At 59.0% G+C, this 12,097-nt stretch carries 10 protein-coding genes; 6 read left to right on the top strand and 4 right to left on the bottom strand.

Features of this window, described 5'->3' with window-relative positions; translation table 11 throughout:
- The first annotated feature begins 35 nt into the window (after positions 1–35).
- The 3 genes from QN224_RS00675 (at position 36) to QN224_RS00665 (ending at position 3,828) form a co-directional block, all read left to right on the top strand.
- Positions 36–1,025, top strand: coding sequence for a KpsF/GutQ family sugar-phosphate isomerase (locus QN224_RS00675; protein WP_283976072.1), 990 nt, complete (start codon positions 36–38; stop codon positions 1,023–1,025).
- A gap of 201 nt (positions 1,026–1,226) precedes the next feature.
- The gene (locus QN224_RS00670) at positions 1,227–3,272 is read left to right on the top strand and encodes an acyltransferase family protein (protein ID WP_283975167.1); all 2,046 of its coding nucleotides are present in this window, start codon (positions 1,227–1,229) and stop codon (positions 3,270–3,272) included.
- 88 nt (positions 3,273–3,360) lie between these two features.
- Positions 3,361–3,828 (top strand): hypothetical protein, encoded by a 468-nt coding sequence (locus tag QN224_RS00665; RefSeq protein ID WP_283975166.1) that lies wholly within the window; start codon positions 3,361–3,363, stop codon positions 3,826–3,828.
- Between the two features lie 260 nt (positions 3,829–4,088).
- Here the strand turns inward: QN224_RS00665 and QN224_RS00660 are convergent, their stop codons facing one another.
- Complete coding sequence (locus QN224_RS00660) at positions 4,089–5,405, bottom strand: polysaccharide pyruvyl transferase family protein (RefSeq protein WP_283975165.1); 1,317 nt, start codon at positions 5,403–5,405, stop codon at positions 4,089–4,091.
- Between the two features lie 331 nt (positions 5,406–5,736).
- Here QN224_RS00660 and QN224_RS00655 point away from each other — a divergent pair, with 331 nt between their 5' ends.
- Together QN224_RS00655 and QN224_RS00650 are read left to right on the top strand one after the other, a co-directional pair.
- Entirely contained in the window at positions 5,737–7,542 is a 1,806-nt protein-coding gene (locus QN224_RS00655) for an ABC transporter ATP-binding protein (protein WP_283975164.1), read from the top strand.
- Between the two features lie 351 nt (positions 7,543–7,893).
- Positions 7,894–8,634 carry a sulfotransferase family 2 domain-containing protein gene (locus QN224_RS00650; RefSeq protein ID WP_283975163.1) on the top strand — a complete coding sequence of 247 codons (741 nt, stop codon included), beginning with the start codon at positions 7,894–7,896 and terminating at the stop codon, positions 8,632–8,634.
- A gap of 31 nt (positions 8,635–8,665) precedes the next feature.
- Here the strand turns inward: QN224_RS00650 and QN224_RS00645 are convergent, their stop codons facing one another.
- From QN224_RS00645 to QN224_RS00635, 3 genes are all read right to left on the bottom strand, one after another.
- Positions 8,666–9,112, bottom strand: coding sequence for a CoxG family protein (locus tag QN224_RS00645; RefSeq protein WP_173511308.1), 447 nt, complete (start codon positions 9,110–9,112; stop codon positions 8,666–8,668).
- A gap of 124 nt (positions 9,113–9,236) precedes the next feature.
- Positions 9,237–10,853, bottom strand: a complete 1,617-nt coding sequence (locus QN224_RS00640; protein WP_283975162.1) for a hydantoinase B/oxoprolinase family protein — start codon at positions 10,851–10,853, stop codon at positions 9,237–9,239.
- A 31-nt stretch (positions 10,854–10,884) separates the two neighbouring features.
- Positions 10,885–11,691, bottom strand: coding sequence for a hydantoinase/oxoprolinase family protein (locus QN224_RS00635; protein ID WP_283975161.1), 807 nt, complete (start codon positions 11,689–11,691; stop codon positions 10,885–10,887).
- Here QN224_RS00635 and QN224_RS00630 point away from each other — a divergent pair.
- On the top strand, positions 11,686–12,081 hold the full coding sequence (locus tag QN224_RS00630) for a TOBE domain-containing protein (RefSeq protein WP_283975160.1): 396 nt from the start codon (positions 11,686–11,688) through the stop codon (positions 12,079–12,081). The genes QN224_RS00635 and QN224_RS00630 overlap by 6 nt on opposite strands.
- The last annotated feature ends 16 nt before the right edge of the window (positions 12,082–12,097 follow it).

Genomic DNA, 12,097 nt, shown 5'->3' with positions numbered 1-12,097 from the left:
AACTCCAGCCATCGATAGTGTCGGGCAGTGTAGAAATGGATATGATTGTAAGCGACGCGATATTGGCGTCGATCCGTCGCACGATTGCCACTGCTGCTGACGGGATAGATGCGCTGGCGGTTTGTCTTGAGGGTGATCCGGGCCTGAGTAGCAGTTTCGTCGATGCCGTCGAACTGGTCGCCTCGAGGCATGGTCGCGTCGTGGTGGCGGGCATAGGCAAGAGCGGACACATCGGACGCAAGATCGCCGCAACGCTCGCTTCTACCGGCACGTCCGCCTATTTCGTGCATCCGACGGAAGCAAGTCACGGCGATCTTGGCATGATCACGGCGCAGGATCTGCTTATTCTGCTTTCATGGTCCGGTGAGACCGTCGAACTCGGGAACATGCTCACTTACGCCAGGCGCTTCAATGTTCCCGTGATTTCCGTCACCTCGAATCCCGACAGCATAATCGCTCGCAACTCCACGGTCGCGATTGTCCTGCCGAAAGTGTCGGAGGCATGCCCTCATGGGCTAGCCCCGACCACGTCTGCGATGCTGCAGTTGGCAGTGGGGGATGCTCTCGCAATAGCCTTGCTTGAGCGGAGAGGTTTTTCGGCTCAGGATTTCAAGACGTTTCATCCGGGCGGCAAACTCGGTTCTCAATTGCTTCTTGCACACGAGCTGGCCCATTCGGGCGAAGCCGTGCCCCTATTGCCGATTGGCAGTCCAATGAGCGAGGCGCTCATCCAGATGTCCTCGAAGGGTTTCGGGGTCGTCGGTGTAGTTGGTAGTGACGGTGATCTTGTTGGCGTGATTACCGACGGGGATCTGCGGCGGCATATGTCGGAGAATCTTTTGCTGCTCACTGTCGAGACCGTGATGTCACATACGCCAAGGGTGATTACGGGTGGAATGCTGGCCAGCGCGGCAATGGAAATGATGCAGTCGCAAAGGATCACGGTGCTATTCCTGATCGATGATCTGCGTCGGCCGCTAGGCATCTTGCACGTCCACGATCTTCTGCGTGCCGGCGTTGCGTAAGGCCGGCTGGATGGCTGACGGGCCGGTGTCCTAAGTAGCGCAGCGTACTATTCAACTGATGATCCCTAGAGTTGGGATCAATTCAGGGACAAAACCATGTAGCAACTCAATGCTCTGCAGCGACTTTGCGCGTCTTATTGGACGCACGGCTCTGTAGGGGTGAACGCAAATGTCGCTGGCTTTCGGCGGCAGGTCTCGGCAATGGGGAGCAGCTTGGCAGTAACCCACCAAGACTTCGAATATCGACCGGACCTGGACGGTTTGCGAGCCGTGGCGATCTTGCCGGTGCTCCTCTTTCACGCTGGCTTCAGGTCGTTCTCAGGAGGATTCGTCGGGGTTGACGTTTTCTTTGTGCTGTCCGGGTTCTTCATGGCGAGGATCATCCTGACCGAGCTCGAGCGCGGCAGCTTCAGTTTCCGGGCGTTCTACGTTCGACGGATGAGGCGCATTTTCCCGGCTCTGTTCTCGATGATCGCGGTTTCGACCGTGGCAGCGTGGTTTTTGCTCATGCCGCAAGAGTTCCGCTACTTCGGCGATAGTGTTCAGGCCGCTGCTTTATTCACTTCGAACGTTCTGTTCCGTAGCGAAAGCGGTTATTTTGATGTTGCCGCAGAGATGAAGCCATTGCTCCATATCTGGTCTTTGTCTGTGGAAGAGCAATTCTACCTGATTTTTCCCGTCGCGGTCTTCCTTTGCTTCAAATTCGCGCGCAGGCACATATTTGCAATCGTGTTGGCGGTGGCACTCCTGTCCTTCGGGGCAAGCACTTGGGGGATCACACACTCTCCCGAAAAGGCATTCTACTTGCTTCATTTTCGCATTTGGGAGTTGCTGACCGGAGTTCTCGTTGCCATTGCTCCGCGCCCCGCCTATGCGCCTCGGGGGGCGCAGGCACTGGCGGCACTCGGACTGCTGGCGATATTCCTAGCGGTTTTTACCTATACTCCTGATACGCCCTTTCCCGGCGCCCATGCCGCAGTGCCCTGCCTTGGTACAGCCCTTATGATCCACGCGCACTGTCGGGGCGGCTTGATCGCGCGCCTTCTAAGTAGCCCGGTTTCTGTCTTCACCGGACGCATTTCATATTCCCTCTACCTCTGGCATTGGCCGTTGATTGTGTTCGCGCGCTATGGTCTAGGCCACGAACTTACAACCGGATGGGCTCTGAGCGCCGTGGCGATGTCGTTCGCGCTAGCCTATGTTTCGTGGAGGTTCGTCGAGCAGCCTGCGCGATATGGCAGGATGGCATATTCGCCCGTCGCCATCATCGGCGTGAGCAGCGCTGCGATTTTTTCGGCGGTCGCCTTCGCTGGCATCGTCAACGGTCTACAAGGCATTCCCCAAAGGTTGCCGGAAGAGGCCCGCGCGCTTTACCAAGCCACCTATGATGAGAGCCGATTCTTCTCTGAGCGGTGTTTCGCCGATTCAAATGGAGAAGGTCTGACACCGGCCCAGATAAGGAGGGGGAATCTTTGCAGGGTGGGCATCGACACTACAAGCGCGCCGCAGTTCCTTGTGTGGGGAGATTCTCATGCCGCGGCCATCGCTCCTGCGATCGACGTTGCGGCTCGTCAAATGGGCATGTCGGGCATGTTCGTCGGGCGCGCATCGTGCCCGCCTTTGCCAAATACGGATTTCGCCGGCCCGGCAGCGGTCAAGCGGTGTATCGAGTACAATTCCGCCGTGATGTCACTGATCGAGCAGAAGAGGTTCGCCTTCGTTTTCATGGTTGGCTTTTGGCCGAAGTACGTCCACCGGGCAGAACTTCCTGGCGAGGGCGTCTTTTTTGATCCTCGCGTCGAACCCTCGCTGCCAGATTGGTCAGCGCCGGTAAGGACAGGTCTCAACGTGACTTTGACCAAGCTGGCTCGGCAAGGAACAAAGGCAGTCCTGGTGATGGATGTCCCAGAGATGGGACACGAAGTCCCCGAAGCCCTCGCACGAGCCGTTGTGTCAGGACGCCCGCTCGACATTGCCCCTCCCCTTGAATACACGAAGATGCGGCAAGCCTTGGCTCGGCGGGTGTTGAGTGAAGCGGCAAAATCAAGCGGAGCTTTGATCGTCGACCCGATGAACCTGATCTGCGACGCCACCAGGTGTCATGTCATGCGCGAGGGCACCGTTCTCTACAAGGACGGAGATCACCTGTCAGCGAAAGGTGCGGAAAGTCTCTCGGCACTCTTCCGGCCGGTGCTGAACATCGTGCGAGGGGGTGTCCAGTATTTGAGTTCTGAACCGAGATCTTGATCATCCCATTCAAAGAAGAAGCCGAAATGGTGCTCGTGCGCGTGTTTGTCGTCGACCGAATGGACGCGAAGGCCGTCTCGATCATCCAATGGCTTTGCTGATTGCACGGCCTCGCTTCCACCACGACTGCAGCAATTCCAAGTGCTGCAGCAATCTTGCCCGTCCGATTGGATGCGCGGCGCTGCAGTCTAAATTGCAAACGATCAACGCTGCTGTTAGTCTGCCAGCAAGCGTGCAATCACCGGGGGAGGGCGGAAGTTTGCATATCGACGATGACCGGCTGCGGGTCGCGACCCTGGAGTTTCTGGTAAAACTCCTTGTAACCAGTAAGGTCAGGGACACCCCTTTTTCTGACCTGAAGTATGACGTTCTCAGTGCCCTCGAACGTATATCGCCGCAATGCGCCTCCAATGAAGTGGAGCAAGCCGAGATCAGAGCAAGGATGCATGCGGAGGCGGATGCAATTCTGAGATGGGCCGTGGGCGGAGGGGCGAGCACGATTTCACCGATTGAGGGTAGACCGTTGTCTGTCTCGCACTATCGCGAATGGCGCTAGTTGGCGACATGCCCCTCGCCGTTATCGTCGAAAATATTACATGAACTCGGCCTGGTAGGTTCGGTGGTCCCCGGGCGTTGCGGGCTCCATGATTCAGAGTTGTCAGTGGGAAATAGACGATCGGCGAGAAAGTCATCGGGCCGGCAGCCGCGGGGTTCTAGCCCATCGACTATCCATTTCGCTTAATCCTGCGGGCCTTGGCAGGCAGCGATAATCTGCTCATGATCGTGCACCCTGATTTCCAAGAATGGGCGGCTGCTTTAGCTATAGGCGCGCTTCAGGAAGTGGAGGTATTTGTCCGCCATACCTGTTTCGCGATGGTCTTGCGACACGCCATCGCTTAGTAGCGTAACTGCCGCCGCGTTGAGATCTGTCTGCGGATGCACAAGTTTTATAAGAGGTGAGTATTGCTCTAGCCACTGGTTTTTGTGCGTTTTGACGTCGAAGAGCAGCGAAGGGACGTTACAGAGGAGACCGAAAATGGCCATGTGATATCGGCCACCAATGTGCAGGCGGCATTTTGAAATCGTCTCGGCAGCACGTTCGATGCTGGCTGTCTCAGCAAAAACACCGCCACGGGCAATGATCTCCGCCTCATAAGCATTGAAGCGCTCAACTGCGTGCGTAAGAACAACTGGCCGAAGCTTCAACGCCTGGCAAGCCCGCAGTGCGGCCTTCAAGATCCCAACGTCTTCTTCGGCATTGTTCCTGGCTCCGGTGGTTATCAGGCAGCCGTCGCGCTCGGACCAAGGTTCTGGCGCTATCCGAAGGAACGCAGCATCCGCTAGAAATTCGATTCCGTAATATTCAGCTGAAATTTCGTCGCGGGCGGCGACATGACCGAACTCCCGGAAGAGCCTTCTGAGATAGTCTGATCGTTCACCGTCATAGATAGGTATGGTTCCGTTCAAGACCGCGAACGGCTTGCCCAGCTTCCTGGCGGCAAGGACAGGAGTGAAGAAAGTCGCGAGCCCTTCTGCCGTTGTCCTATGATCCAACGATCCCTCCGGCTGCAGGATCACAAAATCGGCGGCCGTTATATGATCGATAGCGTCCTTGCCATACGCAGCAGAAAGGCGGCTTTCTGTGTCCGAGACTTCATTCCGTTCAGAGGATGTGTTTTTCGGGAATTCCTGTCTGAAGGCCGCGAAGTTGAAACCGATGGACGTTATCTCGGCCTCTGGGAACGCGCCCAGAATTTGTTGCTTGAGGCCCTGGCTCGTCAGCCGGCATCCGATATTGACCCTGAAGTCCGTATCGTTGAACAGAGCAATCTTAATTTTCGAGCGAGGCACTTCTTCGTGTCGGTTAGAGCGTCCGAGCTCGTCAACGAAGCTCTCGTAATGTCGCCAAAAGCCGGAAGGATCGCCGGCAGATATGTGCTCTCGGCAAACAGTACGAGCGTCCGAGTACATTTTGTCTGCGACGAGAAACCCCACGGCGCGCCTTGCTTTGGAAACGTCGGCTCCACGTCCCGTTGCTGCAAGCACCAGGTGCCTTGCAGCTTTCTCAGGATCCGATTTCCTCAGATTCTTCGCGAGCCGCCAATGTAGGGCGGACTTTATCCCCTCGAACAATTTCGTTAGTTCCGGTGAGTTGGATGCAGCCGTATAAGTGCACAAAATACAACCGGGTATCAAGAACTGCGGGATACATCATCTGGACCTCCTCCGTCAGTCGCAGAATCGACGGGACGGAAAACATGGGAAGGCAAATTGATGGCAAAGAGAGAACCTCTCCGACCTTGCTCGCACCCGAGACCCTTCGAAGTTTGCAGCGAGAGACACCGCTAGAAAAGCCGGGTGGGTGGGCTCGAGCAGGACTCGCCAAAGCGGCATCAAGACACTATAGAGACCGAGGGGCTCCGCGAGTGCACAGAACACCATGGGTGGTTGCAGGGAAGGCTTCTTGAACGTCAAGGGTCGGAAACAGCACGATATCGATCCCGAAACGATCACTGGGGTCCTAAAGCGCGTCTTTGCCGAAAACGGACGCGACCATATCCGCGGCTACGCGTTTGCCATTGCCTGCCTGATAGTTGTGGCCGCGACGACGGGCTTTATCGCCTGGATCAGTGAAACAGTGGTCAACGAAGCTTTCGCCAACAAGCGCGGCGACGCGGTTCTCCTCATCTGCTTTTCGATATTTGCTGCCTTCGTGCTGAGAGGTTTGGCGACTTACGGACAAGCCGTCGCTTTGTCGAAGATCGGCAACAGTATCGTCGCCCGTTACAAACGCCGGCTTTACGCGCATCTAATGGCATTGAGCGTCGGCTACTTCCAGGAGAAGCGCTCGGCACAGCTCACAGCCAAGATCAACCAGAACATCGCCGGCATCCGTGACGTGCTCAATATGACGGTCACCTCGATTGCTCGCGATCTTCTGACTTTGGTCGGCCTCGTCGGCGTCATGATCAGCAAGGACTGGCTGCTGTCACTTGTCATCCTTCTCGTCGCCCCGCCGTTGCTGTTTGGGCTTCGCTATCTCTCCAAGCGGCTGCGTCTGGCGACACGCGAAGCGGTCGAGGCCAACAGCCGCGTGCTCGGCGCGATGCAGGAGACCATTCAGGGCATTTCCATCGTCAAAGCCTTCACTATGGAGGAGGAATTGCGGCGCAAGGTCGAGGCGATCATCGATCGGGCCGAGAATCGGGCCAATCGCATCGCGCGCTTGAGCGAACGCTCGGCGCCGTTAACGGAGACCTTCGCAGGCCTGGCGATCTCGAGCGTCCTTGCCTACGCCACTTTCCGCATCATCTACAGCAACGTGCCCCCGGGCGCCTTCTTTGCCTTTGTGACCGCGCTTCTCATGGCGTACGACCCGGCCCGGCGGCTGGCTCGTCTGCAGCTGTCGCTGGAGCGCGCCGCCGTCAACGCACGCATGCTTTATGAGGTTCTGGATACCGCTCCGCACCAGCGAGACCTTCCGGGTGCCACGGAGCTGACCTTTAGCGAAGCGACTGTCGAGTTTCGCGACGTGCGCTTCTCCTATGCCAATGGCGAGGAGATCCTGAAGGGTGTCAGCTTCCGCGCGGAGGGTGGCAAAACGACCGCGCTGGTCGGCCCGTCCGGCGCCGGCAAGTCCACCATCATAAGCCTTGTCCCGCGATTCTACGATCCGCAGTCGGGCCAAATTCTGGTCGACGGCCAGGACATCGCCGCTGTCACCAAGCAATCGCTGCGCAATGGGCTCGCCTATGTCTCGCAGCAACCCTACCTCTTCGAAGGTTCCATCCGCGACAATATCCGCTACGGGCGGCCGGAGGCCACGGATGCGGAAATCGAAGAGGCGGCGAGGCTTGCCTATGCGCATGATTTCATCCTCGCGCAACCGCAGGGCTACGATACCCCCGTCGGTGAACAGGGGATGACACTCTCCGGCGGCCAGCGTCAGCGGCTGTCGATCGCTCGTGCGCTCGTTCGCAATGCGCCGATCCTCCTTCTCGACGAAGCCACCTCCGCTCTCGACACCGAATCCGAGGCTGCTGTTCAGGAGGCGCTCGATCAGGCGATGAGCGGTCGCACTGTCATCGTTATCGCCCACCGGCTTTCCACCGTCGTCAATGCTGACAAGATCGTCGTGATGAAGCAGGGTCTGGTCGTCGAGGAGGGGACGCATGAGGAGCTCGCGCATCGTCCTGAGGGTCTCTACGCTCGCCTCCACAATCTGCAAGGTGGCGATTTGGAATTGACCGTGGGGACCGATGTCACCTAGCTCGTACTCGACATCTCGCCGGCGAGTAACGATTTTAAGTGGATCGCGGGTATCAAGATCGGAAACCCTTCTGGCAGCCCGCTTCCTTGCTGCGCATCACGCTTCACGTTTGGCTTTATCGTCGAGTGTTGAACGCTTAGATCAAGTGAGGTGGCACAGGCAGTCGCAAAGGCGAGGAGGACAGGTTCAATTCGCCCTTAAGCGGGGGAATCTGGTGCGGGCGCCCAGGCTTACGGAATCGAGACAATGCACAGAACGCCGAGGCGGCGGGCATTGGCGTCAGCTTGCTGCCGTCATCGTGTTCATGATCACTCGCCGGTTCACCTTTCCGGCTAAGGATTTGGCCAGGCAATGATTATATCCCATCGCCATAAATTCATTTTCATCCACATACCCAAAACCGCCGGCAGCACGATCTCCGCTTATCTTGCTCGCGAATTCGGGCCATGGGACCTGCAACTCGGGTCCTGGAAGGATGCGCTCGGCAATGGAGCGAATGCAAATCGGCTAGCATTGATCGCTATCTTTTGCCATCTCTCTCCATTCAAGATCGCGAAAACGCTCGTCCGCAACGGCAAAGTCGATTCATTGGCCGGGGCTGCTCTCAGCCGTCGCTTTGCAGGAAAGCTCGCGGATCATTCAGGCGCACGCGAAATCGAGGCCTTCGATCCTTCTGCCTGGAAACAGTACTTCAAGTTCTGCTTCGTGCGGAACCCATTCGAACGTGCCGTTTCAATTTACAACTGGCACTACAGGAAGACGGAAACGCGGCCGAGCTTCTCGCAAATGCTCTGCTTGATCGAAGAAGGCGCCGCCAAGAGGGAGCGTATTAACTGGGAATCCTGGCAACTCTACACCAATAACGACGAGATCGTTGTGGATTTCGTAGGACGGCAGGAGCGCCTCTCGGAGGATCTACGCACGATATGCGACAGACTCGGCCTGCCGTTTGACGACCGCTTTCTGATAAGAGCGAAGGCGAACCCGACGCGGCCCGACATTCGCAGCTACTATGAACCGGGCGATCGTGAGCGCGTCGAACGGCTTTTCGGCCCCGAGATCGAGCATTTCAAATACCGTTTTCCCGATTAGCGCGGTGTCTCTGGGAGCAAGTGGAGTTCGATCAAGCAAGTTCGGTGATCTGGACCTCCAATCGTTGGAAGAACTCCTGTGCGAGCTTCTTCGCCGTCGAATCGATCAGCCGTGCGCCAAGCTGAGCGAGCTTGCCGCCGACCTGAGCGTCGACGTTATATCTGAGAAGTGTTCCCTCCCCCTCCGCTACAAGCGACATCGTCGCCCCGCCTTCGGCGAAGCCGGCGATCCCGCCCGCGCCCTTGCCGGAGATGCGGCAGGAATAAGGTGGCGTCAGGTCGCTGAGCACTACATCGCCGGTAAACCGCGCCTTCACAGGGCCGACCTTGATCGCTACCACGGCAGAAAAGGACTCTGCCGAATGACGTGTGAGGCTTTCGCAGCCCGGAATGCAGGCTTGCAGGACGTCTGGATCCAGGAGGAGTTCCCACGCCCGATCGATGTCGCAGGGAAGGCTCTGCTCGCCATTCAGTTTCATCGCATGCTCCTTGAATGATGGATATCGAAGCACCGCGCGGACAGCGCAGTGCATGTCGACACTTGTTCACGGGAAAAGACGCTCGCTCTTAAGAGGTGCTATCCTTTTCAATCCATCCTAACGATCAGGCATAACCGGCCTTCCTGTCTCGGCTGATAAGCGCACCGTCGCGGTTGGCGGGAGCGCCAAAGCCCGCGCCTCCAGGCGTCTTGAGGTGAATGCGATCGCCAGCGCGGATAACGTGCTGCACCTTCTGCTGGGCAGGAGTGAGCGGCTTGCCGTTGATTTCCAGAATGCCGGTCTTACCGTCCTCGCCACCATTGATGCCGGGAGGCGCGATCACCGTGCGCTCGGCATGGAAGCCGACAACGACCGGGCGTTCGGAGCGGTATTCCAGAAGCGTCTCCTGTCCAAGGCCGCCGCGATGCTTGCCGCTGCCGCCCGAGCCCTCGCGCAGGCGCTTGTGCATGACGCGGAAATTCGACTGCTGCTCCATCATCTCAACCGGCACGCAGGAGATGTTCGACGGCCAGCTTAGAACGTTGTAGCCGTCGCGTTGCGCTGTGCCGCCGGTGCCGCCGTTGAAGAAGAACTTGTTGACGTAGGTTTCGCCCTTGTCATTGACGCCGGAAGCCTGGAGGCTCCAAAGCGGCGAGCCGGGACCGGCTGCGACGCGCTCCGGCGCGGCCTTGGAAATCGCGCCGAAGACGGCAAATGGCAGGAAATGGCCGACGAGCGTGCGGGTCTGACCGGAGGCCGGATAGCGATGGTTGAGGATTGATCCTTCCGGCGCGATCACCTCGATCGGACGCAGCGCGCCGTCGTTGTTGAGCATGTCCGGCGCAAGAATGCACTTCAGGCCGTAGACCGTCTGTGCGTAGGTGTAGCAGAGCGCCACATTGATCGCGCGGTCGACCTGGGGCGAGGTGCCGTCATAGTCCACCAGGATGCTATCGCCCTTAACCTTCACGGCGATCTTGATGGTCACAGGCTCCACGATCCCGTCGGTTTGGAGCTCGTAGGTATAGGTGCCGTCGGGAAAAGCACGGATTGCCCCGCGCATCGCAGCTTCCGAACGATCGAGGATTTCGTCGGCAAGGCCCTCGAGTTCGTCGAGCTGATAATCGCTCATCAGGTCGAACAGGCGGCGTTCCATCAGTTCGAGCGCCGAGACCTGCGCCCAGAGGTCTCCGACCACCTGGTCCGGCACCCGCACATTCTTGCGCAGTAAGCTGATGAAGGTCTGATCGATGCGGCCTGCGTCCATCAGTTTCAGCATCGGCACCTGGAGGCCTTCTTCGAAGACGTCCCGGATGTCGGCCGTCCCGGTGCGACCGCCCATGTCGGGCGAGTGCGTGGTGCTTGCGGCAAAGCCTACATGCTTGCCGTCGCGGAAGAGCGGCTTGGCGACCGTCAGGTCCGGCAGGTGGCCGGTGCCCATCCACGGATCATTGGTGATGAGGACGTCGCCGGGCTTCAGTGTCTCGGCCGGAAAATGGTCGAGGAAGTGGCGCACCGTCTTCGGCAGGGTGCCGATGAAGGAGGGAATGGAGTCGGTCGCTTGGCCTAAGCAGCGACCCTTGGTGTCGGTGATGATGCACGAGAAGTCGTAGGATTCGCGCACGAGCGTGGAAAACGAGCTGCGCACGAGGGCTGCGGCGGCCTCGTCAACGACGGAGACCAGGCGCGTCCAGATGACTTCCAGGGTGACGGCATCGAAACGAACGGGTTGTCTAGACATTTGGGTGTCCTTGTTCGGAAACGGTTAAAACTCAGGCAGCGATGCCGACGAGGATGTTGCCGCTCGGCTCGACGGTGAGCGTGCCTTCTGGTCCGACGATCAGGGTCGATTCCGGCTCCTCGACCACGGCCGGGCCCTTGATGGTGATGCCGGCCGGCAACTTGGAGCGCTCGAAGACGCGCGTCTCGACAAAGTCCTTCACCTCCGGGAAGTAAACTTTGCGCACGTGCTTCACCGCAGCGTCGGTCGAGCCCTTGGCATCGCTCTCGCCCGCGCCGGCCATACCAGTCGGAGCGGAGACCGTGACGCGGATGTTGACGATCTCGATGCGATCGGTCGGAGGGTTGAGAGTGAAGACGTCTCGATAGGCGGCGCGGAACTTCTCCAGGATCACCTCGCGGCTGGTGCCGTCATAAGGACCTTCCGGCAGGTTGACCACCAGCTCGAAGCCCTGGCCGATATAGCGCATATCGGCAAGACGGCGCACCGTGATTTCCGAAGCTTCCGGAACGGTCTCGTTAATCGTCGCGCGCGCCTCGCTTTCGAGGTTGGCGTATGTCGCCTCGAGTTCAGTCCAATCGAGGTCGGAAACGGCGCGGGCAATGGTGGCGACGCGGTCGACGCGTGCCGGCGCGATCAAGAGGCCGAGCGCGGAGGCGACGCCGGCTGCCGGCGGGCACACGAGGCGTTTCAGGCCGAGCTTGCGGGCGACCTGGTAGCCATGCAGTGGGCCGCCGCCGCCGGTCGTGACCAACACGTATTTGCGCAGGTCCTTGCCGCGCTCGGCGATGTGGACGCGAGCTGCACTTGCCATGTTCTCGTTGACAATGTCGTGCACGCCCCACGCGAGTTCGCTGATCGAGAGCCCGGTCTCCTCGGCCGCGTGGACAAGGCAGCTTCAGGCGCCGACCACATCACGTTCCGGACGGAGTCTGGCCTTTCGCTCAAGGCGCTGTCGCCGCGGCCGGTCAAGGGAGACGAGGCGCAGGTGGCGATCCGCACGGCCTATATCGGCCTCGGCGCGACGGCGACCAGCCACGCGAACCGCATCGAGGGCCGCGTGGCGCGTCGCATGTTCCACGGCGATTTTGTCCAGTACCTCATCGACTGGCCGGCCGGGCAGCTGGTCGTGCGCCGGCCGCCGGCGGAACTGATCGAGGAAGGCGAAACGGTCACGATCGCCTTCGATGCGGAACACTGTGTTCTGCTCGAAGCGTCCACAAGCTGAACAGCCGCAGCAAGGG

Origin of the sequence: Sinorhizobium sp. 7-81, from assembly GCF_030124405.1 — a bacterium.
Lineage (GTDB): Bacteria > Pseudomonadota > Alphaproteobacteria > Rhizobiales > Rhizobiaceae > Sinorhizobium > Sinorhizobium psoraleae.
This window is presented reverse-complemented; position numbering and strand designations above follow the sequence as displayed.

What these genes read in the sequence shown, in the direction of transcription:
- QN224_RS00645 (WP_173511308.1), bottom strand. Translation starts at nt 9,112, where the DNA reads ATGAAACTGAATGGCGAGCAGAGCCTTCCCTGCGACATCGATCGGGCG.
- QN224_RS00665 (WP_283975166.1), top strand. Translation starts at nt 3,361, where the DNA reads ATGGCTTTGCTGATTGCACGGCCTCGCTTCCACCACGACTGCAGCAAT.
- QN224_RS00640 (WP_283975162.1), bottom strand. Translation starts at nt 10,853, where the DNA reads ATGTCTAGACAACCCGTTCGTTTCGATGCCGTCACCCTGGAAGTCATC.
- QN224_RS00675 (WP_283976072.1), top strand. Translation starts at nt 36, where the DNA reads ATGGATATGATTGTAAGCGACGCGATATTGGCGTCGATCCGTCGCACG.
- QN224_RS00670 (WP_283975167.1), top strand. Translation starts at nt 1,227, where the DNA reads ATGGGGAGCAGCTTGGCAGTAACCCACCAAGACTTCGAATATCGACCG.
- QN224_RS00650 (WP_283975163.1), top strand. Translation starts at nt 7,894, where the DNA reads ATGATTATATCCCATCGCCATAAATTCATTTTCATCCACATACCCAAA.